Below are 26927 nucleotides of genomic sequence, written 5' to 3'. Positions count from 1 at the left end.
ATTCACTTTATAATATCTAACCCAAATTGAATATTTTCAGTTTTAGACCTACTACTTTTCAGCGTAATTCCTTCATTGCTGCACTGTTATTCCTGGCTATACTTTATAGCTTTTCAGGAATTTTTTTTGGCCTGGATTTTACCGATAGCTTTTATCACCTTAATCAGGCGATTCAGCCCGCAAATGGAATTTATTTATATCCGTTCTTGCTAAGTTCTGTGATTTTGAAAGAAATTATTGAGCTTGCCGGTCCGGAGATAATATATCTACGAGTTGTAAATTGGATTTTGTTGTTTGGCACTATGCTACTTCCGTTTGCCTTTTTAAAAGTGAAGCAGGAGAGGTGGATGATCTTTTTTTATTTCGCACTTGCTTTAATTCTCTATACGCCCTTTAATGCCAATATTCTGGGTTATGATACTCTAAGTATCTTTATAAATACATTGCTTTTTTCCCTTACAGCCTTGTATTTAAGAACCGGCAGAATGTATTTGATACCCGTTCTTTCTTTTATTTGTGCAGCTGCAGTCCTCATAAGGTTACCAAACATCCTGGGGATTCCGCTTGTTTTCTTGTTTCTATTAGTAATTGAGAGATTAAAACTGGGGAAATTGAATGTAAAAGTGCTTGTTTTCCCCGGGCTTTTTCTCGGTTTGTCTATGCTGGTAATGACCGCCGGCTATTCCATTTATTATAAAACCTGGGAACAGTTTATACAGGCAACCTCAAATTCAAATTCTCATGACCTCCTTCTTTTGTTCTCGAACTATTTTAGAGATGGTCTCAAATTAATCGGATTCGTGTTTCTAATAGTGTTCGGATTTTTTGTCTACAGGAAATTACCCTCTCACCGCGTCGTTTTATTAAAAGATGCAGGTCTATTTCTCTTCCTGGTTGTTTGCTTACTGTTTTTTGTAGGCTATTCGAAATTCTCCGTGAACTATGCTTTGTTCCTGGTTGCACTTGCAATTTCTTTTGTATTAATTCAGGTGTGGGAAGGAAGGGGCGAAAGAATATCTGCCCGTAAATTGATTTTGATTTTATTTCTGTTCTTCTTGTTTATCAATCCATTGGGCTCCAACACCGGTTTGTTGAAGGCGTACTCCTTACTTCTGCTATTTCCTTTTGTTTTAAGTATTTCCGCAGTAAAGGAAAAAAAGTACTGGCTTATTTTAGCTGCAGTTTTAATCCCTTTTTCAGTTGTGACCAAAGTCTTTGGAGTATATGAAGATAAAAATCTAATGGACCTGGAGGAAGAAGTAAAATTGGAGAAACTTTCTCCAATACATACGAATAGTGAACGGGCAAATTTTCTTAAAGAAACAGATGCTGCAGTGCAAAATTTAACCGCTCAGGGAATAGAAGTTTTCTTCTATGGAGATAAAGCCCATATCTTTCATTATCTGTATCCCAAAACATATCTTGATCTCAGTTCATTTTTCCAGCCGGTTGATGATCTTGTATTTTTCGATGAAATTGAAAAAGTCCTGCAGGGAAAGGAGTCGGTCGCTGTTTTTGTTGTAAATTCCTATCCTGAAAATTCACCGTCTCCTTTGAGTTTATTTGAACTGGCGATGATAAAAAATGGATTTGAAAAAGTAGAGGACGAATCCATAAGGTATTATTTTAGAATAGCAAAGAGTGAAAATTAATTCAAGAATTCTGCGTAATCCGCTAAAATCCGCGTAATCCAAAAAACCATGAAAGGAATTATTCTTGCCGGTGGCTCCGGCACCAGGCTTTATCCAATAACACAGGGCATTTCCAAACAACTTTTGGCTGTGTACGATAAACCAATGATCTATTATCCCTTATCTGTACTCATGTTGGCGGGAATAAGAGAGGTTCTAATAATTTCCACCCCGGAAGATCTTCCTAATTTTGAAAAATTGCTGGGAGATGGAAAGCAGCTGGGAATGCGGTTTTTCTATAAAGAGCAACCATCCCCTGAAGGCCTGGCACAGGCTTTCATTATAGGCGAAGATTTTATAGGAGATGAAGATGTATGTTTGATCCTGGGTGATAATATTTTTTATGGTCAGGGATTTGGTCAATTATTGCAAAAGGCGGTTAGTAAAACCTTAGAAGAAAGTAAGGCTACCATTTTTGGTTATTATGTGAAGGAACCTACCCGTTATGGAGTTGTGGATTTTGATGATAACGGAAAGGTCTTAAGCATTGAAGAAAAACCGGTTACACCTAAAAGTAATTTTGCGGTCACCGGCTTGTATTTTTATCCTAATTCTGTAGTACAAATTGCAAAACAAATAAAACCCAGTGAAAGGGGGGAATTGGAAATTACCTCTGTAAACCAGGAATATTTACAGCGCGGAATTCTTAATGTGGAGCTACTGGGCAGGGGGTATGCCTGGCTGGATACCGGTACACACGACTCGATGCTGGAAGCATCCAATTTTATACAGACAATTGAAAAAAGGCAGGGGCTTAAGATTGCCTGCCTGGAGGAGATCGCCTATCGAAAAGGCTATATAGCAAAGGAGGAGTTGCGGAAGTTAGCCGATTTTTACAGCAAGAATGAATATGGTGATTACATAATTCGCTTAGCAAAATAGCTTCTCTTTTTAAAAAAATTTCATTTTAACCTATATTTGTGAAATAGAATAATATTTAACTTTTCCGATTAATCTTCCATGCTTTTTAATTCCCTGGATTTCGCAGTTTTTTTACCTATAGTATTTTTTCTCTATTGGTTTGTTTTTAATAAAAGTTTAAAGTGGCAGAACCTTCTGGTAGCTGGGGCTAGCTATTTGTTTTATGGCTGGTGGGATTGGCGATTTCTTTCCCTTATTCTGTTTAGTACATTAGTTGATTACTTTGTTGGAGTACAGTTGGGTAAAACTGAAAAGCATTCAACAAGAAAATTTTTATTATGGCTCAGTATTTTGGTTAATCTAGGCTTTTTGGCCTTTTTTAAATACTATAATTTCTTTCTGGATAATTTTAAATCGGCTTTTAGTATTGCAGGGTATGAATTGAACGCCAATTCTTTAAATATTATTCTTCCTGTTGGAATTAGTTTTTACACTTTTCAAACATTAAGCTATACAATAGATGTTTATAAGAATCGAATGGAACCAGCTAAAGATTTTATTTCTTTTGCAGCATTTGTAAGTTTTTTTCCTCAGTTAGTGGCCGGTCCAATTGAAAGAGCGACTAATTTATTACCTCAATTTTACAAGAATAGAAAATTTGAATATAGTCAAGGGGTAGATGGTGTGCGCCAGATATTATGGGGATTGTTTAAAAAGGTTGTAATTGCCGACAACTGTGCCATTTATGCTAATTATATTTTTGAAAATTCAGATACGATGTCTGGAAGTACCCTGGTACTTGGGGCATTGTTTTTCACTTTCCAAATATACGGTGATTTTTCCGGTTATTCTGATATTGCTATAGGTACTGCACGATTGTTTGGTTTTAAATTAATGCAAAACTTTGCTTTTCCGTATTTCTCAAGAGATATAGCAGAGTTTTGGAGACGCTGGCATATTTCGTTATCAACCTGGTTTCGAGACTATTTATATATACCTTTAGGTGGTAGTAGGGGAGGTTTAAGTATGAAGGTTAGAAACACTTTTATCATATTTATTGTAAGTGGTTTTTGGCATGGGGCAAACTGGACCTTTATTATTTGGGGTGCTCTTAATGCTATTTATTTTTTACCATTATTATTATCCAATCGGAATAGGCAAAATATCGATGTTGTTGCAGCAAATTCTTATCTTCCTTCTTTTAAAGAAATACGGCAAATAGGTCTAACTTTTAGTTTAACCGTTATCGCATGGGTTTTTTTTAGGGCAGAAAATGTGGGACACGCACTTAGATATTTGGGAGGCATGATTGATTCTTCAGTTTTTTCCTTACCGCAAATAATGTCTAAACGTATTTTCATCCTCATTCCGTTTTTCTTTTTAATTGAATGGTTTGGTAGAAAAGGAGAATATGGATTACAGCTTATAGGAATTCAATGGCCAAAACCCCTGAAAGCTGGATTATACTACACAGTTTTTGTAGTAATATTTCTATTTGCAGAAAAATCAGCCGAGTTCATATATTTTCAATTTTAAAAATGAAAAAATTTATTACTAATTCCGCGATGTTTTTAGTTTGTGCAGTAATAACAATTATAATTGTGTTTTGGCAGGCTGATGGAAAGACAGATCCTTTTTATTTGCGTTTTACCACACATAAACAAAGTTCTTTAATTCTGGGAACATCAAGGGCAGCACAGGGAATATTACCTGACGATATGAACAAAAAATTGAATAGAAATGATATTTACAATTATTCATTTACCTTAGCGCACAGTCCTTATGGTCCAACTTATTTAAAAGGTATTAAGGATAAATTAGATACAGAAACTAGGAATGGAATATTTGTTATTACTGTTGATCCTTGGAGTATTGCCAGCAGAACAAATACACAAAATGATTCCTTAAATTTAAGAGAAGATGATTTTAGTTTAGGTAATGTAACCTTCAAAAATTATCATCCTAATTTTGAATATTTAATTAAAAGTTATGATGCGCCTTTTCTCAATATATTACGAGCAGATTCTAATGAAATGATTTTACATAAAAATGGATGGCTTGAAGTAAATGTCGACATGGATTCAACAAATGTGGCTACAAGGTCATTTGAAAAAATGAGGAGCTATAAAAATGATTACCTCCCACATTATTATGTTTCCGAATATCGATATAATTATTTGAGTAAAACAATTTCATACCTTAAAAAACACGGTGATGTATATCTGGTGCGATTACCTGTTAGCCCTGAAATGTTCGAAATTGAAAATATCCTGCTTTCCGATTTTGATAACCAGATCAAAAATTTATCCAGAAAACATAGAATTCCCTTTTATAATATGACTAAAATGAATGAGGAGTTCCAATATACTGATGGTAACCACCTTTATAAAGAATCAGGAGGTGAGGTTTCAATACTTATTGCAGAGTTTATATTAAAATCTAAACATTAATATATTTATTACTGGAGATTTGAAAATCTATAAACTAGGATATAAGGATATTTACGAAATATTGTATTTTCTTTTTATGAATGTTTTGAATTATTTGTAAATGAATTATAGAATTGAATAATCGTTTGTTTACCAGTGCGACACGTTTTGGCGTTAAAGGTACTTAGCTTTATGATATAAAAGTAAAGCTATGAGAATTTTAGAATTTATGGATAAGTTTTCTGATGAACAAAGTTGCAAAGAGTATTTCAGGTATGTTAGGATGAAAGAAGGGGTGATCTGCAAAAAGTGTGGTTGTAAGAACCATTACTGGTTAAAGGCCAAATGGCAATTCCAGTGCTCAAGATGTTGTTTCAGAACAACCTTAAGAAGTGGAACAGTTATGGAGAATTCCCGTCTTCCATTTCGCACTTGGTTCCTTGTGATGCTTTTTATGACCAGTACCAAAGAAGGAATGTCCGCAAGTGAGCTACAGCGCCAGTTAGGCCACAAAAGGTATATGACCATCTGGTCGATAATGCACCGATTACGTGGTGTGATGGGCAAGCGAGATGATTTATATCAGCTTACCGACATGGTTGAGTTTGATGAGGGATATTTTGAAAAACAGGTGCCTGAACAAACCAGGGAGAAGCTAAAACGGGGTCGGGGCAGCCAACGTCAAATTAATGTTGCCGTGATGGCAGAGTCCACACCTCTTGAAAATATTGAATCAGGTAAATTATCAAGCCATTGCAAGTTCTTTAAAATGAAAGTCCTGGAAAGCCACAAGGCTTCGGAAGTGGAATCTTTAATAAAAGGTTCATTGGATCCAAATACTGTTGTGCTGTCCGATAAAAGTACGAGCTATTTTAAATTTGAGGATTATGTGGAGGCGCACATAACCACAAAATCAAACAAGAAAACCACGGTTGAAATCCTGAAATGGGTACATATAGCCATTAGCAATGCAAAAAGGAACTTCTTAGGCATCCATCATAGAATTAATGGGGAATATATGCAAAGCTATCTGGATGAATTCGTCTATAAGCTTAACAGAAGGCACTTCAAATCAATTTTTGAGAGACTGGTGGTAGCAAGTGTTTATCCTTACTGGCAAACAACCGAGTAATCGTTTTATAGAATCTTATATGGAAATTAAAAAAAGCGGAATTCATAAGGAATAATTAAATTTTATAATAAGAAATTAGGAAATTCAATGGAAAGCCAAACCAGATAATTTACTATATTCTTTTTTTACATTTTCTTTAAGACTCTTAAAGAAGTCACTTCTTTAAGAAGTACTATCTTTGCCGACTGTATTTGTAAATTATTTCTGAATGGTTCAAGAACAATTTTTTAAATTAAGTTCTTCAAAAATATTAGTTACCGGAGGAGCCGGGTTTATTGGCTCTAATCTTTGTGAAAAGCTCCTTGATCTCGGAGCGATTGTAGTTTGTCTGGACAATTTTTCCACCGGGCACAAACATAATCTCAATGCAATTATTGAAGATCCTAATTTCTCCTTAATAGAGGGGGATATAAGGGATATAGATGTTTGCCGAAGGGCAAGTGAGGGTGTAGATTATATTCTTCACGAGGCAGCGCTGGGATCGGTTCCGCGATCATTGAAAGATCCTGTAACCACCAACGAAGTGAATGTATCAGGATTTTTAAATATGCTTGTGGCTGCACGCGATGCGGGGGTTAAAAGGTTTGTATATGCCGCCAGTTCTTCCACTTATGGAGATTCCAAAGGATTGCCAAAAGTAGAAGATGTTATTGGAAAACCATTATCTCCTTATGCTATTACAAAATATGTAAATGAGTTGTACGCAGATATTTTCAAGGATGCCTATGATCTGGATACAATCGGTCTGCGATATTTTAATGTTTTTGGACGCAAGCAGGATCCCAATGGCGCTTATGCAGCAGTAATACCCAAATTTGTGATCCAGCTTATGAATCATGAATCTCCAGTCATAAATGGGGATGGAACTTATTCCCGGGATTTTACTTATATAGATAATGTGATCCAGATGAATCTTCTGGCGCTTACAACTGAAAATAAGGAAGCTGTAAATCAGGTTTATAATACCGCAGTTGGGGACAGGACCAACTTATTGGAGCTTACCACTCTGTTAAAGAAAAATTTGTCGAAATATGATCCTGAAATAGCTAATGTGGAGATAAAACATGGTCCTAACAGGCCGGGCGATATTCCTCATTCTCTTGCATCAGTTGATAAGGCAAAGGAGTTGTTAAGGTATGATCCTCAATATAAGATAGAAGATGGATTAAAAAAGGCGGTTGATTGGTATTGGGAAAATTTGAAGTGACGAAGTGAAGAAGTGATGTAGTGAAATGTAATCATTGCATTTCCAATACCTTTAATTATAGATGGAAGGGGATTGCAACATCACAGCGTTACTTGGTCACAACGTCACCATATTAGAAATAAACTAAAAAAATGAAAAACATTAAAATAGCAGTCATAGGCTTAGGTTACGTAGGCCTCCCATTAGCAAGACTCTTTGCTACGAAATATCCTGTCGTTGGATTTGATATTAATCAATCCCGGGTTAAAGAATTAATGACGGGACATGATTCTACATTGGAGGTAGAAGATGATATTCTAAAGTCAGCTTTAGTTGAAAAGGAAACCCTGCAAAATGAGAATGGCCTTTTTTGTTCTGCAGAATTGGAAGATATAAAAGATTGTAATTACTATATTATTACTGTACCTACACCAGTTGACAAAAACAATCGTCCAGATCTTACTCCGCTTTATAAATCCAGCGAAAGTGTTGGGAAAGTTTTAAAGAAAGATGATATAGTGATATACGAATCTACTGTATATCCCGGAGTTACTGAAGATGAATGTGTGCCCGTACTGGAAAGGGTAAGCGGACTTAAATTCAACGAAGACTTTTTTGTAGGTTATTCCCCTGAACGGATCAACCCGGGTGATAAAGAGCATACAGTAGAAAAGATTCTTAAGGTTACTGCCGGTTCAACACCTGAGATTGGAAAAAAGGTAGATGCTTTATATGCGGAAGTTATAACCGCAGGTACCCATTTGGCACCTACAATTAAAGTAGCTGAAGCAGCAAAAGTGATAGAGAATTCTCAGCGTGACATAAACATTGCTTTTGTAAACGAACTTGCAAAGATTTTCAACATGATGGGAATAGATACCCAGGATGTTTTGGAAGCCGCAGGCACAAAATGGAATTTCCTTCCCTTCAAACCTGGACTTGTAGGAGGCCATTGTATTGGAGTTGATCCTTATTATTTAGCGCAAAAAGCTCAGGAACTGGGATATCATCCTGAAATCATCCTCGCCGGGAGAAGAATGAATGACTCTATGGGGCAATATGTAGCTTCCGAAGTTGTTAAGCTAATGTTGAAGAATGACCAGAAGGTAAAAGGGGCTAATATTTTGGTAATGGGAATCACTTTCAAGGAAAACTGCCCGGATGTACGAAATACCAAAGTAGTAGATGTGATCAAGAACCTTGAAGAATACGGGACAAAAGTTACGATATATGATCCTCTTGCTAATCCAGTGGAGGTACGCCATGAATATGGCTTAACTACTACTAAATCACTCCCTTCAGATCAATTTGATGCCGTGGTACTAGCTGTAGCCCATAAAGAATTCCTTGAAATGGATTTCAATTTACTTAAAAATGGCAATACGGTAGTGTATGATGTCAAGGGCGTTTTAGGAGATAGATGCGATAAAAAACTATAATTATTTAGTTGAGATTAAAGATTGTTGAAAATCCGTGGAATCCGCTAAAATCCGCGAAATCAAAATAAAACATGAAAATAAAAAACATTTGTTGCATAGGTGCTGGTTACGTTGGAGGACCCACCATGGCTGTTATAGCTCAAAAATGTCCTGATATTGATATTACAGTAGTTGATATTAATGAAAATCGAATTGCTGCATGGAATGATGAGGATGTGGAGAATATTCCAATATATGAGCCGGGGCTTTCTGATATTGTTAAGGAGGCCAGGGGAAGAAATTTATTTTTTTCTACAGATGTTGATGCTGCTATAGATAAGGCCGATATGATCTTTATTTCTGTAAATACTCCCACGAAGACTTATGGAATAGGAAAAGGAATGGCGGCAGATCTTAAGTATATCGAGCTCTGTGCCCGTCAGATCGCCAGGGTGGCGAAAGATGATAAGATCGTGATAGAAAAATCTACTTTACCTGTGAGAACTGCTGCAGCTTTAAAAAATATATTGGACAATACCGGGAACGGAGTTAAATATCAAATACTGTCCAATCCGGAATTTCTGGCGGAAGGTACCGCAGTGCAGGATCTTTTAAATCCTGACAGGGTGCTTATTGGAGGTGATATAGATACAGAAAAAGGACAGGAAGCAGTGAATGCTCTGGTGGATATTTATGCTACCTGGATCCCACAGGAGAATATTTTGACAACGAATGTTTGGTCTTCAGAATTATCCAAATTAACCGCTAATGCCTTCCTTGCTCAACGGGTTTCCAGCATTAATGCAATGTCAGAACTTTGTGAGGTGACCGGAGCAGATGTTGGGGAAGTTTCAAGAGCTGTGGGAAAAGATTCAAGGATTGGACCTAAATTTTTACAAGCCTCAGTAGGCTTTGGTGGTTCTTGTTTTCAAAAAGATATTTTGAACCTGGTTTACATTTCTAAAACCTTTGGTTTAAATGAAGTGGCAGACTACTGGGAGCAGGTGATTATTATGAACGATCATCAAAAAAGGAGGTTTGCAGAGAAAATAGTTAAAACATTATATAATACTGTTGCCGGAAAGAAAATTGCCATTCTGGGATGGGCATTTAAAAAGGATACCAACGACACCCGGGAATCTGCAGCTATTTATGTTACAGATTATCTATTGAATGAGCAGGCAGATATTGTGGTATATGATCCTAAAGTAAATAAAGAGCAAGTTTTTGCAGATCTTGAGTACTTAGGAACCCATAGCAGTGAGGAAATTCGAGAAAGAGTCCAAGTTTTAACCTCGGCAATGGATGCTACCAGGGAGGCCCATGCTGTAGCTGTGTTGACAGAATGGGATGAATTTCAAGAATTGAACTGGCAAAAGATATATGATAGTATGCTTAAGCCGGCTTTCTTGTTTGATGGGAGAAGATTACTTGAAGGAAAGTCAAAAAGAAAAATTGGTTTCGAATATTACAGTATTGGCAGTTAATATGAAAATTTTAGTTACAGGAGCAGCAGGTTTCATTGGCTTTCATTTATCAAGGTTTTTAGCTGAAGAAGGACATGAAGTCATTGGTCTGGATAATATCAACAACTATTACAGCCAACAACTCAAATTTGATCGTTTGAAAGAGTTGGGAATAAATGCCAATGCAGCTGAGAAATATAATGAAATTTGTAAAAGCGGAAAATATACCACTTTAAGCTTCATTAGGCTAAATTTGGAAGATAGAGTAAACCTGCCTAAAGTCTTTGAAAATTTTCAGTTTGACAAAGTAATAAATTTGGCAGCACAGGCAGGGGTCCGTTATAGTATTGAGAACCCACAGGCATATATCGATAGTAATTTAGTTGGCTTTGCCAACCTTTTGGAATGTTGTAGACACTCTAAGATCAAACATCTCATTTATGCGAGTAGTTCCAGTGTGTATGGCCAAAATAAAAAGGTTCCTTTTTCTGAAGATGATAATGTAGATCATCCCATTAGTTTATACGCTGCCACAAAAAAGAGCAATGAGTTGATGGCTTATACATATAGTCATTTATATAATATTAAAACCACAGGTTTAAGATTCTTTACAGTTTACGGACCTTGGGGAAGACCTGATATGGCGATGTTTTTATTTACTGATGCGATTTTAAATAAGCGACCCATTAAAGTTTTTAATGAAGGAAATCTCGAAAGAGATTTTACCTACATTGATGATATAGTAAACGGTGTGAATCAAATTGTTCTGGGGCCTGAGCTATTGACAGACCATGATATATACAATATTGGAAATAGTGAACCAGTCAAATTACTGGATTTTATAAAGGAAATAGAAAATCACTTAGGAACTACTGCCATTAAACAAATGCTACCAATGCAACAAGGAGATGTAAATAGAACCTGGGCAGATGTTAGTGGATTAAAGATGGATTATAATTACTCCCCTTCCACTTCCATTACTGAGGGTATTAAAAAGTTTATTGACTGGTATAAGGCATATTATGTCCTGCTTAACTAAAAGAAAATAAAAAATGAATATTCTTGACTTAATTGGAAGGAAGGAAGAACTTTTTTTCACAGATATTAAAAAAAATGAAACAGAGTTAACAGATACTATTGCAAAATCTTCTTTTCTCGTACTGGGTGGCGCAGGATCTATTGGTCAGGCAGTAACCAAAGAGATTTTTAAAAGAAATCCAAAAAAACTGCACGTGGTCGATATTAGTGAAAATAATATGGTAGAATTGGTCAGGGATATACGAAGTTCTTTTGGCTATATAGATGGAGATTTTAAAACTTTTGCTCTGGATATAGGTTCTGTAGAATATGATGCTTTTATAAAAGCTGATGGTAAGTATAATTATGTTTTGAACCTTTCGGCTTTAAAGCACGTGCGCAGTGAAAAGGATCCTTTTACCTTAATGCGCATGATCGATGTCAATATCTTTAATACAGATAAAACTATTAAACAAAGTATACAGAACAGGTCCAAGAAATATTTCTGCGTTTCTACAGATAAAGCTGCTAATCCCGTTAATATGATGGGAGCTTCAAAGAGAATTATGGAAATGTTTTTGATGAGAAGAAGTCAGGATATAAGAATCTCTACTGCTCGTTTTGCTAATGTTGCTTTTTCCGATGGTTCTTTATTGCATGGTTTTAACCAACGAATTCAGAAAAAACAGCCTATCGTGGCTCCTAATGATGTGAAAAGATATTTTGTAACCCCACAGGAGAGTGGGGAACTGTGTCTTATGTCCACCATCTTCGGTGAAAACAGGGATATTTTCTTTCCTAAACTAAGTGAAAAGCTTCATTTGATTTCATTTGCTGATGTTGCCGTAAAATACCTGCAGCAACTAGGATACGAACCTTATCTCTGCGAAACTGAAGAGGAAGCCCGGAAACTTGTAAAAACATTGCCGAACCAAAAAAAATGGCCTTGTCTTTTTACTGGCAGCGATACTACGGGCGAAAAAGATTTTGAAGAATTCTATACAGAACGGGAGGAACTGGATATAGAGCGTTTTCACAATTTAGGAGTTATAAAAAATAAACTAAAAATTGAGGAGGAGAAACTACAACTCTTTGAAAGAGAGATCGTGGAAATGAGAACTTCTCTTGCCTGGAATAAAGACATGATTGTAGATCTTTTCTTTAAAATGATCCCCGATTTCGGACATAAAGAAACCGGTAAATATTTAGATTCCAAAATGTAATGAGTTATATCAAAGAAACTATATCATTTGTTCAGGAAACTTTTAAATCAAAGGACTTTATTCCTCTGCACGAACCAAATTTCTCGGGAAAGGAAAAGGAGTATGTGCTTGATACAATTAACAGCACCTTTGTTTCCTCTGTAGGAGCGTATGTTAACCGTTTCGAAAAAATGATCCAGTCACGCACCCAAACTTCCAGGGGTATAGCGGTTGTTAATGGTACAGCAGGATTACAAGTCGCGCTGCAACTTGTTGGGGTTAAGAGAGAAGATGAAGTTATAACCCAGGCGCTGACTTTTATCGCAACGGCAAATGCTATTGCTTACAATGGTGCATTTCCTGTTTTTCTTGATGTTGATCGTGACACTATGGGCCTGTCTCCTGGAGCCGTAAAGGCCTTTTTAGAGGAATATGGGGAGATAAGGGAGGGTTTTTGTTATAATAAAAATACCGGAAGAAAAATATCAGCTTGCCTTCCAATGCATACCTTTGGATTTCCTGTAAGAATAGAAGAATTAATTAATATCTGTGATGCCTGGCATATACCGGTTGTGGAAGATGCCGCTGAATCCCTGGGAAGTGAATATAAAGGGAAAGCAACTGGAGGTTTTGGTAAACTCGGCGTTTTCTCCTTTAATGGTAATAAAATCATTACAAGTGGGGGTGGGGGAGCTATTGTGACAAATGATGAGACCTTAGGGTCAAGAGGGAAACATCTTACTACGACAGCTAAGCAGACGCACACCTATGAATATATTCATGATGAAATAGGATACAATTACAGGATGCCTAACTTAAATGCTGCTTTGGCTTGTGCTCAACTGGAAAATCTGGATATTCTGCTAGAAAAGAAAAGAACGCTTGCTAAGAGTTATAGGAAATTCTTTAATGAAAAAAGTGTACAGTTTCGGGACGAACTTCCTGATACCCGTGCTAATTACTGGTTAATGTGTGTAGAACTGGATAATAAAAAAGAAAGAGATTTATTTTTGGCTAAAACCAATGAAGCGAAGGTTATGACTAGACCAATTTGGCAGTTAATGTTTCGGCTCTCAATGTATAAATCCTGTTACCGCGACAATCAGGTAAATGCTCAATACCTGGAAGAACGAATTGTAAATATACCTAGTTCGGTAAAAAGTAATATTTAAATGGCTAAATTAAGAATAGGTTACTTTGCTGATGGACCCTGGTCTCATTTAGCTTTTGAAAAGATTATTAACGATCCCAATTTAGAAGTCGTCTTTATTGTCCCGCGATCAGATACAATGGATAAAACCTTAAACAATTATGCTGAGAAATACTCCATCGATTATTTTCTCTGTGCAAATGTTAATTCAGAAAGTTCAATTAAAAAAATCAAATCCTATGATTGTGATTTATTGGTTTCAATGAGCTTTAATCAAATTTTTAGACAAGAAATAATAGATTTGACTCCAGGCAAAATTATTAATTGCCATGCGGGTAAGCTCCCTTTCTTTAGAGGAAGGAATGTATTAAATTGGGCACTGATAAATGATGAAAAAGAATTTGGGATAACTGTTCATTATGTGGATGCCGGTATAGATACTGGGGATATTATTTTACAACGAACTTTTCCAATAAGCGACACAGATAATTATAATTCCCTGCTTCAAATTGCCTATAAAGAATGCGCAAATATTCTTTACGATTCCCTTCAAATGTTTGTTGAGAATAAAGTAAAAAGGATTCCGCAGAAAAATATTCATTCAGTGGGTATGTATTGTGGAAGAAGAGGCAAGGGAGATGAAATAGTGGATTGGAACGATACTTCGAGAAATGTTTTCAATTTTATAAGGTCTATCTCAGATCCTGGCCCACAAGCCCAATGCTTCTATGAAGGAGAAATGATTAAAATAAACAAAGCAATGTATATCGAAGAAGCTCCGTATTATTTGGGTAAACCCGGCCAAATTCTTTCTAAAACTAAGGATGGGTTTTTAGTTAAAACAAAGGACTCATTTATTGAAATAATGGAAATTAATTCTAAGCTTAAGGTGGGAAATGTACTGAAATCCAAGCAAGTTTGACATTTTTTAAATCCAAGGCGGGAGAATAAAATTTTTTCAACTTTGACATTCCCAAAGATTAAAATATTAAGGTTAGACTATAACAAATTATGATGACGTCTGGAAATTTTAAACCATCAACATGACTGACAAAACCAAATTAGAAAAAATAAAAATAACCCCATCTGCTAGTCTACAGGAAGCCCTGAAACAAATGGATAGGGAAGATGGAAAATTATTAATTGTTATTGAAGAAAATACTTTTAAATCTTTAATTAGCATAGGGGATATTCAGCGTGCAATCTTAAAGGGTAAATCTTTAGACACCTCTATTTCAGAGATTCTGCGGCCTGAAATCAAAGTCGCACGTCCAGAAGATGATTATGCTAAGATTATAAAATTGATGAAAGAATATCGGATGGAATTTATCCCTGTGATAACTGCGAAAAATAAAATTTCTGAAATTTATTTTTGGGAAGATGTAGTGGATGGGAAAGAACATATTCCTAATAAAAAGTTGAGTTTTCCTGTAGTAATTATGGCTGGAGGTAAAGGCACCAGGTTACGTCCCATAACGAATATTATTCCAAAGCCTCTTATTCCTATAGGCGAAAAGCCAATCGTTGAATGGATTATAGACTCTTTCCATAAAGTCGGGGTTCAAAATTTTTATTTAACGGTCAACTATAAGCAAGAGATGATAAGAAGTTACTTTGATAATTTGTTCGGAATTAATTATAAGGTGCAATATTTTGAAGAAAATAAGCCTTTAGGCACAGCCGGTAGTCTGCACCTTTTAAAGGAAGAATTAAAAGAAACTTTTTTTGTAACTAATTGCGATATTTTGATTAAGGATGATTACACAGAAATGTTGAACTATCATCAAAAAAACGGAAACGAACTTACCGCAGTTAGTGCAGTTAAGCATTTCGCAATACCCTATGGCACAATGGAATTTGGAGAGAACGGGATTCTTCATCAACTTAAAGAAAAGCCAGAATTCAATTTTTTTATTAATGCAGGAATGTATATTCTGGAACCCCATCTCTTAAATGAAATTCCGGAAAATGAATTTTTTCACATTACCACATTGATGGAGAAAATTATGGCCAGAAATGGAAAGGTAGGTGTTTTTCCCGTTAGCGAGGGATCCTGGATGGATATTGGGCAATGGGATGAATATAATAAAACTGCTAAACGATTAGGTTATACCGGTATAAATTAAAACTTTTCAGAATATGTTATTTTGTTGCTATTGGAGGAAAAATTATAATTCACACTACTGAATTTAGCCTTGAGCATTTATAAAATAATTTTGTACCTAAAAATACATAATAAATTCACTTGCTGATTAAAAATAATCTTTACCCGAAATACACTAGGAGCATAAAAAATATTGTTCAAAAATTTTCGTCTTGTGGATACATACATTTTTGATATAAAAGGTTTTAAGTATTTATGGAAAAGGATTTAAACACAAGGGTAAAGAAGGGAATTTCGTGGAATATTAGTAACAAAATTGTTTCTCAGTTAATTTTTGTTTGGTTTGGAATTTATTTAGCAAGACTTCTGGGACCAGAAGTTTACGGTTTAGTTGGAATGGTTACAATTTTTTCTGGTCTTGCCAGTATCTTAGTAGATTTTGGTTTTTCTTCCTCAATTATTTATTTTCAGGATTTAAATAAAAAGGATCTCTCTTCCGTGTTTTGGCTTAATTTAGCCTTATCAATACTAATTTATTTAATTTTTTATTTTTGTGCGCCTTTTTTAGCAGATTTTTATAATGAACCTAAGGTCACATTTCTTACTCGCCTATTATCTCTCAATTTCATTATATATGCTTTTTCAGCGCTACAAAATGCTTTATTTACCAAAAAAATTGATTTTAAAAAGGTAATAATTTCATCCTGGATTGCGGTAATTATAAGTTATTTAGTTGCATTTTTAATGGCATATAATAATTATGGGGTTTATAGCCTTGTAGCGCAAATCATAATTCATTCCTTTATAAACACAGGCCTATTGTGGGTGTTTAGTAACTGGCGACCAAGTTTCTATTTTAGTTTTAAAAGTATCAATCCCATATTTAAATATGGGATTAATATAGCAGGTACTAATTTACTTTCATACTTAACAAGAAATACTGATAATCTATTAATTGGTAAATTCTTGGGGGACGCTTCTCTTGGAATTTATACTCGCAGCTATAGTCTAATGATGTTGCCAATAACTAATATATCACAGGTTTTTACCAAAGTACTGTTCCCGGCCTTTTCAGAAATGCAAACAGATCTAGAAGGATTAAGAAAGTACTATCTTAAAACTGTAAAGCTTATAGCATTAGTAGTTTTTCCACTAATGTTTGGTTTGTCTTCTATCGCTGAAGAATTTGTGCTTCTCTTATTAGGAGATGCTTGGTTCCAAGCTGTTCCTGTAATTAGATTATTAGCTATTTTAGGAGCCTTTCAGGCAATTCTGGCTTTAAATGGAACAATCTATAATTCGACTGGAAATGCCAATAAAGGTTTTAAGGTGACTTTAATTCTAAACGTAATTTTAATTGTTGGGTGGTCTATTGGCTTATTCTTGTATGACTTAATGGGTTTAGTATACAGTTATGTAATAATAGGCACATTAGGTACATTGCCAATCCTTTATAATGCATTGAAACAGATTCAATTATCTCTTGTAGAAATATATCACACGATAAAATATCCTGTTTTTGGTGGAATATTAATACTTTTAATTAATAATTCAATCGATTATTTCTTTGACTTTAAGCTTACCGTACGACTTTTTTTTAAAATACCTTTGAGTATTTTTACTTATATTCTCATCTTATATCTGTACCAAAAAAGCCTTTTAATACTATTATTGAGTCAAATAAAAAATAGGTTATGAAAAAACTAATTAAAACCATTTTAAAATATAATAGAAAACCTGTTAAGAAAGAAGACCCTTTATACATTATAGGAAATAATAAGCATCATAATTCACTTGTGGATACTTTGATTCCTCAACTAGTCGAAATTGGTGATAATTTCATTTCTGCTCCAGGGTCTATTATTTTAGCACATGATGCAAGTTTATTCTCCCACTCAGGAAAATATCGATGCCAAAAAACGGTAATTGGGAATAATGTATTTGTAGGAGCTAATGCTGTAATCTTGCCGGGTGTAAATATTGGAGATGGAGCAATAATTGGCGCAGGAGCTGTTGTTTCGAAAGATGTTGCCTCAATGGTTGTGGTTGCGGGCAATCCTGCTAAATTCATTTGTACCGTCAATGAATATTTGAAAAAGTGTGAATTGAAAGGAATTCTCTACGAACCCCCTAAGGCTTTTTTTAAAGTTAATAAAGGAGAGAAAATCTCTAAAATAGATATTTCTGAATTTCAAAAAAAAATATTGAATAACTTTTTTAAAACCGATGAGAAGTAAAGAAATATGAAAATAGCTATTTTAGGCATTGCGCAATTTAATTTTTTAAATAACCTATATGGTTATGTCGGAAAAAATAGGAACGATTTGCAATTTAACGCCATAGTAGAAAAAAAACAAGGTGGCTTATTTTCCGAAAAAAACGAAATTATTCACGAAGTTATTGTAAAAGGGGAAAAAAGTTTGAAAAATTACTCCTTCATACTTCATCAGTTTTTATGGAAATGTCTAATCGTTAATTTTCTTACTTTTGGAATGAGGAATGTTCTTAATTTATTTCAGTTATTTGCAATAAAGAAAAATATTGTCTCTCAGATCCAAGATGAATATGATGTTTTTCATTTTCATTTTATAACCTGGCAGCATGTTTTGCCAGCTTATTTTCTTCCAGGGAATAAAAAAATTATTTTCTCTTTCTGGGGTTCAGATCTTTTAAGGCGGTCGAATTATTTAAACACTTTTATTGTAAAGGAACTTTTAAGAAAAGCCCATTCAATTACTGTTCAATCAATAGACCTGCGAGAAATCTTATTGGCAAAATATGGACGGGAATTTATAGATAAAGTAGTTGTTGTAAAATTTATTTCTGATAAGCAAATTTATGACAGAATGAATATACGACTGGCGTCTTCGATATCTACCACAAAAAAAATTGCACCAACAAATGAAAAAATGAATGTTGTGATTGGACACAATTCAAAGGAGGAAAATAATCATATTAAGATTGTGGAACAATTAATCTCACTACCTCAAAAAATTCTTAATAACTCACGATTTATATTTCCTTTTTCCTATGGCAGAAATAATATTCAAGAGCAGGAAGCTTATAAAAATTCAATTATTGAATTATTAAAGCCTTTTAAAATTGATTTTACTTTTATTGAGAAATATCTGGAATGGGAGGAGGTAGTGGATCTCCGGCTCAATACAGATATATTTATTCATCTACCAATTACAGATGCTCTAAGTGGGACTTTAACTGAGGCATTATATGGTGGAGCCAAAGTTATTACAGGAAGTTGGTTACCTTATGGTCCCTTTAGAAGAAGTGGTTTAAAATACCATGAAGTAGAATCATTTAATGATCTTCCTCAAAAATTTCTAGAAGTATTTTCAAGTGAAGAGGAAATTAGTGTTCATAATAGGAAGAGTATAAATCTTGATTTTTTAGATGATTCCAATTTTAGTAAATGGCTTAAACTATATTAATGTTAAATTCACCGACAATTTCGATAATTACTCCAACATATAACAGAGCCCATCTGTTGCCTCGAATGCTCGATAGTATTATAAACCAAAATTATGCGAATTGGGAGCTTGTCATTGCCGACGATGGATCAAAAGATAATACTGAGGAAGTTGTCCTTAATTATAAAGATTCCCGAATAAGGTATTTTAAATCTGATAACCGGGGAGCAACAGTACAACGTAATTTTGGTGTTTCTAAAGCAACGGGTGATTATATAATTTTTTTAGATAGTGATGATTGGGTAGAAAAAGATTGGCTTGAAAAATTAACTTCTAATTTAATTCCTGAAAATAATAATGTTATAGTGACCTGTGGGTGGAGAAAAGTGAATCAAAATTTTAATGAAATTGAAAAAGGTTACCCTGAGAATTTGGGGCCAATGTTTAATAATTTAAAGTTGAATTTTTTATCAGGTACTTTATTATATCCTAAAAAATATTTTATAGAAATTGGGGGTTATGATGAAGAATTACCTTCTGGTCATCATACTGAAATATTAATAAGACTACTCTACTTAATAAAAAAATATAAAACTCAAATTAAGATCATTGAACATCCTTTAGTTAATATATATATTCACAGTGGATTAAGAATTAGACACAATTTCGATGGAATTTACCAGGGAAGTAAGCTAATTTTAAATAAACATTTGGGATTATTTGAAAAACACCCGGACAAACATTTTGACTATTTATCTATAATTGCCGTTTGTGCTTATAGAACTGGCCGAACAGAAGAAAGCAGAAAATATTCCAAAAAGGCAATTACAATAAAACCATTTTATTATTTATCCTATGTGAGATATTTAATTGCGAATACACCTTTACTTGGAAACAAAGTTTGGGGAAAAAAAAGATGAATTTGAAGGTTCTATATATAATTGATACATTAAATGTAGCAGGTGCTGAACAAAGTTTAGCCGAAATTACTACTCATTTTAAACATACTGAGGCGATCTTTGTGCATATTTATCCTGGCGAAACGCTTAAACCCTATTTATTAAGTAAGGGTGTAAAAGTTTATTCTTTAAATATTGGTGAAAAATATGGTTTTAAAGATGCTATGAAACAATTGAAAACTATCTATGACCATGAAGCCCCGGATCTCATTCATTCTACTTTATATAGGTCTGATATGATTGCTCGAAAAATGAAAAAGTTTTTTCCACATATCCCATTGGTAGGAAGCTTCGTTAATAATTCCTATACTGCGATAAGATATAAGAATAAAAGTTTCTTCATGAAGCTAAAACTGTGGTTGGCTTTTAAACAAGATTATTATTCAGCAAGAAAGGTGGATTTTTTTATTTCAAATTCAGAAACTATAAAAGAAGAGGAAGGAAATGCTTTACATATCCCTCCTTCTAAGATAACCGTAATTTATCGTGGCAGGGATGCTCAAAGATTTGAAAAAATAACTGCTAATGATTCTATTAATTTGAAGGAGGAGTTAGGTCTTGCTGGAAAAAAAATCTTATTGAATGTAAGTAGGTTAATTGAGAGAAAAGGACAATTAGACATAATAAAAGTTATGCCGGAAATTCTTCGAAAATTTCCAAATGCTATTTTATTAATTGCGGGGGAGGGAAGTTTCCGGGCTACTATTGAAAAGGAAATTTTACATCTTAATTTGAACGAAAAAGTTATTCTCTTAGGAAAGTGTACCTATATACCTGAATTGTTAAGTATTGCCGATGTTTTTATTTATCCCTCTTATGCTGAGGGTTTGCCTGGAGCGTTAATTGAAGCTATGATGTCTGGTTGTATTATCGCAAATTCAGATATAGGTGAGAATATAGAATGTGTAGGTATGAATACTTCTTTAACCTTTCCTGTGGGAAATTTAGAAAAATTAAAACTAGTTATTTTAAATGCTTTAAATCACCCAGATAATTTTAGAAAACTTCGGGTGCAAGCTAAGAAAACCGCGATTGAAAAATTCTCTATTGAGAACATCGCATCAAAATACGAATCGACTTATATGGAATTTTTAAAAAAGTAAAAAACGACCATACATACACCACTCAAATTTTTAACAATATTCAGGTTTTATCAGGATCTGTTGATATCTAGCAATGAAAATCCTACACCTTATACAAAAAGTTCAAAATCGTGGCGCAGAGACGTTTGCCTGTCAATTAGCAACGCATCAAAAAGCCTATGGACATGAGATTTTGGTGGTCTCTATATATCAAGGAGATGCAGATTTGCCATGGAAAGAGAATATAATTTCGCTTAACGCATCAGAAAAAAAAAGATTTTTAGATTTTTCCGCCTGGAAAAGACTTGCAAAAATAGTTTCCTCTTTTCAACCTCATATTATCCAAGCAAATTCGGGGGACACCTTAAAATATGTTGTATTATCAAAAATTACTTTTCGATGGAAGGGGTTAATTATATTTAGAAATGCTAGTGAGGTTGGAAGGTACTTGAGATCTCCGCTTCAAAAAAAACTTAATGAAGTCTTTTACAAAAAGGTCGCTTTTGTAATTTCTGTGTCCAGGGTATCGGAAAAAGATATTCTAAAAAATTTTCCTTTTTTAAAGGGGAAAACGGCTGTTTTGCCGGTGGGCTTGGAAAATAATTATATAATAAATAAAAAAGATCTGTTACCTGGTAACAAAAAGCATATTCTACACATAGGAGGATTTACATTCGAAAAGAATCATTTTACTCTTTTAAAAATTTTTAAAGAAATAAGAAATAAAAACCCGGAGGTACATCTTCATTTAGTGGGGGATGGACCTTTGAAAAAGGAAATTCTGAAAAAAATTCACGAACAGGAATTAGAAAAATATATAACATTATATGGATTTGTTAATGATCCTCTTTCGTTTATTGAAGCTGCGGATATTCTTGTCTTACCAAGTTTAATCGAAGGCTTGCCCGGAGTTCTTCTTGAGGCGATGTTGTGCAATACTCCTGTAGTAGCTTTTAATGTGGGAGGAGTTTCAGAGATTGTAAACGACACAACTGGAAGTCTAGTTGAAAAGAATAATGAAGTTGAATTTATCAATGCCGTATTGGAGATTCTTGGACAGGAGAAATCAAAAAATGATAGGATAAAAAAAGCGAGAGAAATGGTGACTAAAGAATATATGAATGAAAAAATAGCCTCTTCATTCCTGACCGCCTACGAGGAGCTTTTGTGAACAATTTTCAAATAAATCTTTCTCTTTTGTTAAATTGTTTCCATGCTGTTCTTGAATTTTTTAATTTTCCAGAAAGTGATCGAAGAAGTTAATAACTTCTGTCCCCCCACCTAATTAAATCTATTTAATGCTCTTATAAGGAGCTTAAGGAGGGACCTATGAAAATAATACACGTTATTCAACGCCCACAATTGCGTGGTGCAGAAATCTTTGCTTGTCAGCTTTCAAATCATCTTTTAGAAAAAGGTCATGAGGTGTGGATGGTGGCTTTATATCCAGGAGACGCGAGCCTTCCGTTTAAAGGTTCAATCATAGAGTTGAACCGGCCAATTAAAAAAAGGTTTTATGACATTAAGGGTTGGAAAAGATTTAGTACACTCTTAAAAAAAATTCAACCAGATCTTATTCAAGCTAATGCAGGGGACACTCTTAAGTTTACAGCAAGTGCAAAGTTTATTTTCAACTTTGAACCACCTATAATATTTAGAAATGCAAATAAATCCGGCCTATTCATAAACTCTTTCTTTAAAAGAAAATTAAATCAATTTTATTTATCTAAGGTGTCAAAAGTTATCTCTGTCTCTAAGGAGTGCGAGGAAGATTTCATTGTAACTTATAATTATCCCCCTGAAAAAATAACAACAGTGGAAATAGGTATTGAAAAAAACATAATGGGCTCTCTTTCTAATGAGATCAAGACCCTGTTTGTTAAAAAACAAATTCTTTTACACATTGGTAGTTTTGTTCCTGAAAAAAACCACCTGGGTCTATTGCGTATTTTTTCGGAGGTAAATAAGAAATTACCCCAAACTCATCTTTTATTAATAGGTAAGGGAATACTGGAAGATAAAATTCGACAGGAAATTAAAAATTTTGACCTAGGAGAAAGAGTTACCTTATTAGGATATAGAACTGATGTGTTGGATATTATAGTTAATTCCAAGGCATTTTTGCTGCCCAGCATCATAGAAGGACTGCCAGGGGTACTATTGGAATCAATGTATTGTAAAACTCCGGTAATTGCTTATGACGTAGGGGGAATTCCGGGAATTGTGAATTCTTCTACCGGAAGCCTTATCCCAGTGGGGGATGAAATGTCTTTTGCAAAAGCCGTAATTAGGGCAGTTGAGTATCCTGATAAAGTACAAATCCAAGTGGCTTATAAAATTGTTAGGAAAAAGTTTATGAATATAAAAATTTCAAAGCGCTTTGTAAGAGCTTACAAAGAAGTATATACATAGAGAGGCTAATAATACTTAAAATCCTCAAAAAATGTTGTCTCCTTTGGCATTTAGGGTAACTTTGTGGATTAAAAAGCCCGCATGAAGCAAATCAGAATTCTGCATATAATTAAATCTCTTGGACGGGGTGGAGCAGAGATGCTACTCCCTGAAACCCTGAAGCTTCATGATCAGGAAAAATTTGAGTTTCATTATATCTATTTTCTTCCCTGGAAAGACCAGATGGTAAAAGCCATTCTAGATGCGGGCGGTATGGTGAAATGTCTGGAAGCAAAAGATAATATTCGCTTGATTGCGCAATACAAAAAAATCATAAACTATTGTAAATTAAATCATATAGACCTTATTCATTGCCATTTACCCTGGGCTGGATTTGTTGGTAGATTGGTTCATAAAAAAACCGGGGTTCCTGTGATCTATACTGAACATAATATGCAGGAGCGGTACCACTTTGCTACTAAATCTTTAAATAAATTCAGTTTCAATTCCCAGAACCTGGCTCTTGGGGTTTCTGAAGATGTAACTATTTCGATTAGAAAAAATATTGAACCGAATGTTCGGGTTAAGACCCTTTTGAATGGTGTAAATACAAAGGCTTTTAAAAGATCTAATAATTCAGAAATTAGAAAAAACTTTAACATCCCAGAGAATGGAATCGTTATAGGGAATGTCGCAGTTTTCAGATTTCAAAAACGCCTCATTGAGTGGTTGAGAGTTATAAAGAAGTTGCGAGAAACTAATTCCAATATATATGGCATTATAGTTGGCGCAGGTCCTTTGGAAGAGGAGGTTAAAAAGGAGTGGCAGGATCTGCATCTTCAGGAGATTGTGTTTTTTCCGGGGTTGAAAACAGATGTCAAGCCTTATTTTGACGCTATGGATATATTTATGATGAGCTCTTCTTTTGAAGGGTTACCAATAGCGCTGCTTGAGGCAATGAGTATGGAATGTGCAGTTGTGTCTACTGACGCTGGAGGAATAAAAGAAGTAATTAGGGAAGGAAAAGACGGCCTGACCTGCCCGGTTGATGAGTGGCAGGAACTGTCATCAAAAGTTCAGATCCTATTAGATGATCCAGATAAGCTTGAAGAATATAAAAAAGCGGCGAGAAAACGTGTCCAGGAGGCTTTTAGTATGAAAAGAATGGTGATGGAACTGGAAGAATGTTATATTGAGGTATTGAATAAAAGCAAAACAAGGAACTAACGAATAAGCGGTTCCGAATTAACGGATTAAACAAACACTATTTAACCATTGAATCCATGCAAATTAGAGAAGCCAAGCAAAATGATATACCTCAAATTCTGGAGGTTTTAAAAGCTAGTTTGGGCGAAACATCTTCTAAAAAGACGGAAGAAATTTGGCGTTATAAGCATATTGAAAATCCATTTGGGGAGTCCCTTGTTCTGGTTGCTGTGGAAGCGGGGATCATCATTGGAGTGCGCGCTTTTATGAGGTGGAAATGGCAAAAAGGTGATGAAATTTTCTCGACCTTCAGGGCAGTGGATACTGCAACACATCCGGATTATCAGGGAAAAGGTATTTTTAAAAAATTGACTTTGAAGGCCCTTGAGATAGGAAAAGAGCGGGGTGATCATTTTGTTTTTAACACTCCTAATGCTCAAAGCAAACCGGGATATCTCAAAATGGGTTGGGAAGAGGTGGAGAAGCTTAAAATAACAATTAGACCTCTGAATTTTTTTGGAGCCAACCAGGGTTACAGGTTTCAAAATAAAGAGGAGGTGGAGAGTTGTGTAAAACTATTAGCTCAACAGAATAAACAGAACTCCCAAAAAAAAACCTTATTTACACCTAAAAACATTGAATATCTTAATTGGCGGTATTTTATTAACCCAATTCAAAAATATAGTATAATTGCAAATGAAGATTTTTTTATTGCTGGCTATTCAAAGGATAGAGGCCGGATTAAAGAGTTTCGGATTGTGGAAGCAATGTATGATGATATAGGGGAAAAAAATATTAAAAAGGCCATTTTAGAACTTTCGGACCAATCGGGGGCTCATTTTTTAAGTATCTCGCCCAATGCAGATATTTCTTTCAAAATAGGAGTTACGCGGAATTTCGGTCCGGTTTTGACGTTCAAAGCAATTAACTATACGGAGGATAATCTGCCTAATATAAAGCTATGGAATTATAGCTTGGGCGATATGGAACTGTTTTAATCATGATTGGGGCCCTGGTTCTCATACTGCTGCTTTTTTTAATCAATCAAATCCTCTTTAACGGGTTTGAAAAAAAGCATAAGTTCTTTTCTAAAAAATTAATGAATTGGTTATTTTTTTACCATTTAGTATTTTTTGGTGTTTATTATACCTATGCACTTTATAATGCATCAGATTCAAAAATGTATTATGAAAGACCACAACTTTTAGATAGTTGGGGAGAATATTTTGGTACAAGTACAACTTTTATAGATTTTATTTCATGGCCGTTTATCAATTTTTTTGGTTTCAGTTATGAAATGATGATGGTTTTATTTTCCTGGTTTGGCTATTTAGGATTTTTATATGCCTATCTTTTTTTTAGAGAGAATATCTCTGTTAAGGTTAAAGTATTTAAATTAGACTTTCTAGTTCTTATTCTATTTTTACCTAATATGCATTTTTGGACTGCCTCTCTAGGCAAAGGGGCCCCTATTTTTATGGGTTTGATGATGTTTGCGTATGCTATTAAAGATCCCAAAAATCGATGGGGAGCATTGATCCTAAGCTCTTTTATAACATATTATATTCGACCTCATGTTTTTTTATTTGTGGCGGCAGGTGCGGTACTTGGTTATATGACAGGCCGGGAAAAGATTGCCCTTTGGAAAAAAATGGTAATTTATATAGGAATGGTTGGCAGTCTACTGTTGGTACAGGATACCATTCTGGGTATGGCCGGTTTAAACGAAAGTGAAAATCTGGTTGAAGGATTCGAACAGTTCTCAGAAGATAGAGGTGGAGAGTTAGCGAAATCAGGTTCAGGAGTAGATATGGCCAATTATCCGATGGTAATTAAATTGTTCACATTCTGGTTCCGTCCACTTTTTTTTGACGCTCCAGGTTTATTGGGTTTAATTGTTTCTTTTGAGAACCTAATATATTTACTGTTATTTTTTAAAATTATTAAAAAAGATTTTATTAGTTTTTTAAGGAAATCCCCAGTTAGTGTGAAAATGAGTATAACCGTTTTCTTGCTTGCCTCTATTGCCATGTCCTTTGTTATGTCAAATTTGGGAATTATAATGAGACAGAAGTCGATGGTAATGTACTTTTTGTTTTTTGTTATTTTTTATTATATGGCTCAAAAACGATATGACAGGATTTTGAAAATAAAAAAAATAAGGAGTTTAAGGTTGAAACATTTCGAAAAGCACAATGTTTAAATTTT

General features: G+C 34.5%; 22 protein-coding genes and 1 pseudogene. All 23 read left to right on the top strand.

Translation table 11 applies throughout. The features are described 5' to 3' along the window. Positions 1 to 224: 224 nt before the first annotated feature. The 23 genes and pseudogenes from FHG64_RS04085 (at position 225) to FHG64_RS03975 (ending at position 26922) form a co-directional block, all read left to right on the top strand. Positions 225 to 1652 carry an LTA synthase family protein gene (locus FHG64_RS04085; RefSeq protein WP_139065225.1) on the top strand — a complete coding sequence of 476 codons (1428 nt, stop codon included), beginning with the start codon at positions 225 to 227 and terminating at the stop codon, positions 1650 to 1652. 48 nt (positions 1653 to 1700) lie between these two features. Next, positions 1701 to 2573: a glucose-1-phosphate thymidylyltransferase RfbA gene (gene rfbA / locus FHG64_RS04080; protein WP_139065224.1), complete on the top strand. Its 873-nt coding sequence runs from the start codon at positions 1701 to 1703 to the stop codon at positions 2571 to 2573. 78 nt (positions 2574 to 2651) lie between these two features. After that, positions 2652 to 4088, top strand: coding sequence for an MBOAT family O-acyltransferase (locus tag FHG64_RS04075; RefSeq protein WP_139065223.1), 1437 nt, complete (start codon positions 2652 to 2654; stop codon positions 4086 to 4088). Between the two features lie 2 nt (positions 4089 to 4090). Then, positions 4091 to 5002: a hypothetical protein gene (locus FHG64_RS04070; RefSeq protein WP_139065222.1), complete on the top strand. Its 912-nt coding sequence runs from the start codon at positions 4091 to 4093 to the stop codon at positions 5000 to 5002. Positions 5003 to 5192: 190 nt separating this feature from the next. Then, positions 5193 to 6113, top strand: coding sequence for an IS1595 family transposase (locus FHG64_RS04065; protein ID WP_139065221.1), 921 nt, complete (start codon positions 5193 to 5195; stop codon positions 6111 to 6113). A gap of 208 nt (positions 6114 to 6321) precedes the next feature. Next, positions 6322 to 7320, top strand: a complete 999-nt coding sequence (locus FHG64_RS04060; protein WP_139065220.1) for an SDR family oxidoreductase — start codon at positions 6322 to 6324, stop codon at positions 7318 to 7320. Between the two features lie 131 nt (positions 7321 to 7451). After that, entirely contained in the window at positions 7452 to 8738 is a 1287-nt protein-coding gene (locus FHG64_RS04055; protein ID WP_139065219.1) for a nucleotide sugar dehydrogenase, read from the top strand. 71 nt (positions 8739 to 8809) lie between these two features. Further along, complete coding sequence (locus tag FHG64_RS04050) at positions 8810 to 10204, top strand: nucleotide sugar dehydrogenase (protein WP_139065218.1); 1395 nt, start codon at positions 8810 to 8812, stop codon at positions 10202 to 10204. A gap of 1 nt (position 10205) precedes the next feature. Then, complete coding sequence (locus FHG64_RS04045; RefSeq protein ID WP_139067885.1) at positions 10206 to 11222, top strand: NAD-dependent epimerase; 1017 nt, start codon at positions 10206 to 10208, stop codon at positions 11220 to 11222. Between the two features lie 13 nt (positions 11223 to 11235). Further along, positions 11236 to 12423, top strand: coding sequence for a UDP-N-acetylglucosamine 4,6-dehydratase (locus FHG64_RS04040; protein ID WP_139065217.1), 1188 nt, complete (start codon positions 11236 to 11238; stop codon positions 12421 to 12423). After that, positions 12423 to 13574: a LegC family aminotransferase gene (locus FHG64_RS04035; RefSeq protein ID WP_139065216.1), complete on the top strand. Its 1152-nt coding sequence runs from the start codon at positions 12423 to 12425 to the stop codon at positions 13572 to 13574. Before FHG64_RS04040 ends, FHG64_RS04035 begins: the two co-directional genes overlap by 1 nt. Beyond that, the gene (locus FHG64_RS04030; RefSeq protein ID WP_139065215.1) at positions 13575 to 14474 is read left to right on the top strand and encodes a methionyl-tRNA formyltransferase; all 900 of its coding nucleotides are present in this window, start codon (positions 13575 to 13577) and stop codon (positions 14472 to 14474) included. It abuts the gene before it with no gap. 121 nt (positions 14475 to 14595) lie between these two features. After that, positions 14596 to 15678: a nucleotidyltransferase family protein gene (locus FHG64_RS04025; protein ID WP_139065214.1), complete on the top strand. Its 1083-nt coding sequence runs from the start codon at positions 14596 to 14598 to the stop codon at positions 15676 to 15678. A gap of 233 nt (positions 15679 to 15911) precedes the next feature. Continuing rightward, positions 15912 to 17354: a lipopolysaccharide biosynthesis protein gene (locus tag FHG64_RS04020; protein WP_139065213.1), complete on the top strand. Its 1443-nt coding sequence runs from the start codon at positions 15912 to 15914 to the stop codon at positions 17352 to 17354. Positions 17355 to 17581: 227 nt separating this feature from the next. Next, positions 17582 to 17728 (top strand): annotated as a pseudogene (locus FHG64_RS19960) (DapH/DapD/GlmU-related protein); the annotation flags it as partial. 171 nt (positions 17729 to 17899) lie between these two features. Then, on the top strand, positions 17900 to 19102 hold the full coding sequence (locus FHG64_RS04010) for a glycosyltransferase family 4 protein (protein ID WP_139065211.1): 1203 nt from the start codon (positions 17900 to 17902) through the stop codon (positions 19100 to 19102). Continuing rightward, positions 19102 to 20001 (top strand): glycosyltransferase family 2 protein, encoded by a 900-nt coding sequence (locus tag FHG64_RS04005; RefSeq protein ID WP_139065210.1) that lies wholly within the window; start codon positions 19102 to 19104, stop codon positions 19999 to 20001. The genes FHG64_RS04010 and FHG64_RS04005 overlap by 1 nt, the downstream gene beginning before the upstream one ends. A 2-nt stretch (positions 20002 to 20003) precedes the next feature. Next, entirely contained in the window at positions 20004 to 21143 is a 1140-nt protein-coding gene (locus tag FHG64_RS04000; protein ID WP_168191314.1) for a glycosyltransferase, read from the top strand. Between the two features lie 73 nt (positions 21144 to 21216). Next, complete coding sequence (locus FHG64_RS03995) at positions 21217 to 22293, top strand: glycosyltransferase (RefSeq protein ID WP_139065208.1); 1077 nt, start codon at positions 21217 to 21219, stop codon at positions 22291 to 22293. A gap of 158 nt (positions 22294 to 22451) precedes the next feature. Beyond that, complete coding sequence (locus tag FHG64_RS03990; RefSeq protein WP_139065207.1) at positions 22452 to 23534, top strand: glycosyltransferase family 4 protein; 1083 nt, start codon at positions 22452 to 22454, stop codon at positions 23532 to 23534. Between the two features lie 81 nt (positions 23535 to 23615). Then, on the top strand, positions 23616 to 24740 hold the full coding sequence (locus FHG64_RS03985) for a glycosyltransferase (protein ID WP_139065206.1): 1125 nt from the start codon (positions 23616 to 23618) through the stop codon (positions 24738 to 24740). A 56-nt stretch (positions 24741 to 24796) separates the two neighbouring features. Continuing rightward, positions 24797 to 25717, top strand: coding sequence for a GNAT family N-acetyltransferase (locus FHG64_RS03980; protein ID WP_139065205.1), 921 nt, complete (start codon positions 24797 to 24799; stop codon positions 25715 to 25717). 101 nt (positions 25718 to 25818) lie between these two features. Continuing rightward, on the top strand, positions 25819 to 26922 hold the full coding sequence (locus tag FHG64_RS03975) for a hypothetical protein (RefSeq protein ID WP_246054280.1): 1104 nt from the start codon (positions 25819 to 25821) through the stop codon (positions 26920 to 26922). Positions 26923 to 26927 lie beyond the last annotated feature (5 nt).

This window comes from Antarcticibacterium flavum (assembly GCF_006159205.1).
In the GTDB taxonomy this organism is placed as follows: Bacteria; Bacteroidota; Bacteroidia; order Flavobacteriales; family Flavobacteriaceae; genus Gillisia; species Gillisia flava.
The sequence above is the reverse complement of the archived record's forward strand: the minus strand, read 5'-3'. Positions and strand labels throughout refer to the sequence as shown.

Excerpts from the sequence above, each read along its gene's own strand:
- FHG64_RS04040 (WP_139065217.1), top strand. The coding sequence starts at position 11,236 with ATGAATATTCTTGACTTAATTGGAAGGAAGGAAGAACTTTTTTTCACA.
- FHG64_RS04060 (WP_139065220.1), top strand. The coding sequence starts at position 6,322 with ATGGTTCAAGAACAATTTTTTAAATTAAGTTCTTCAAAAATATTAGTT.
- FHG64_RS03985 (WP_139065206.1), top strand. The coding sequence starts at position 23,616 with ATGAAGCAAATCAGAATTCTGCATATAATTAAATCTCTTGGACGGGGT.
- FHG64_RS04070 (WP_139065222.1), top strand. The coding sequence starts at position 4,091 with ATGAAAAAATTTATTACTAATTCCGCGATGTTTTTAGTTTGTGCAGTA.
- FHG64_RS04045 (WP_139067885.1), top strand. The coding sequence starts at position 10,206 with ATGAAAATTTTAGTTACAGGAGCAGCAGGTTTCATTGGCTTTCATTTA.
- FHG64_RS04050 (WP_139065218.1), top strand. The coding sequence starts at position 8,810 with ATGAAAATAAAAAACATTTGTTGCATAGGTGCTGGTTACGTTGGAGGA.
- FHG64_RS04055 (WP_139065219.1), top strand. The coding sequence starts at position 7,452 with ATGAAAAACATTAAAATAGCAGTCATAGGCTTAGGTTACGTAGGCCTC.
- FHG64_RS04030 (WP_139065215.1), top strand. The coding sequence starts at position 13,575 with ATGGCTAAATTAAGAATAGGTTACTTTGCTGATGGACCCTGGTCTCAT.
- FHG64_RS04005 (WP_139065210.1), top strand. The coding sequence starts at position 19,102 with ATGTTAAATTCACCGACAATTTCGATAATTACTCCAACATATAACAGA.
- FHG64_RS04025 (WP_139065214.1), top strand. The coding sequence starts at position 14,596 with ATGACTGACAAAACCAAATTAGAAAAAATAAAAATAACCCCATCTGCT.
- FHG64_RS03995 (WP_139065208.1), top strand. The coding sequence starts at position 21,217 with ATGAAAATCCTACACCTTATACAAAAAGTTCAAAATCGTGGCGCAGAG.
- FHG64_RS03990 (WP_139065207.1), top strand. The coding sequence starts at position 22,452 with ATGAAAATAATACACGTTATTCAACGCCCACAATTGCGTGGTGCAGAA.
- FHG64_RS04020 (WP_139065213.1), top strand. The coding sequence starts at position 15,912 with ATGGAAAAGGATTTAAACACAAGGGTAAAGAAGGGAATTTCGTGGAAT.
- FHG64_RS04035 (WP_139065216.1), top strand. The coding sequence starts at position 12,423 with ATGAGTTATATCAAAGAAACTATATCATTTGTTCAGGAAACTTTTAAA.
- FHG64_RS04075 (WP_139065223.1), top strand. The coding sequence starts at position 2,652 with ATGCTTTTTAATTCCCTGGATTTCGCAGTTTTTTTACCTATAGTATTT.
- rfbA (WP_139065224.1), top strand. The coding sequence starts at position 1,701 with ATGAAAGGAATTATTCTTGCCGGTGGCTCCGGCACCAGGCTTTATCCA.
- FHG64_RS03980 (WP_139065205.1), top strand. The coding sequence starts at position 24,797 with ATGCAAATTAGAGAAGCCAAGCAAAATGATATACCTCAAATTCTGGAG.
- FHG64_RS03975 (WP_246054280.1), top strand. The coding sequence starts at position 25,819 with ATGAATTGGTTATTTTTTTACCATTTAGTATTTTTTGGTGTTTATTAT.
- FHG64_RS04010 (WP_139065211.1), top strand. The coding sequence starts at position 17,900 with ATGAAAATAGCTATTTTAGGCATTGCGCAATTTAATTTTTTAAATAAC.
- FHG64_RS04065 (WP_139065221.1), top strand. The coding sequence starts at position 5,193 with ATGAGAATTTTAGAATTTATGGATAAGTTTTCTGATGAACAAAGTTGC.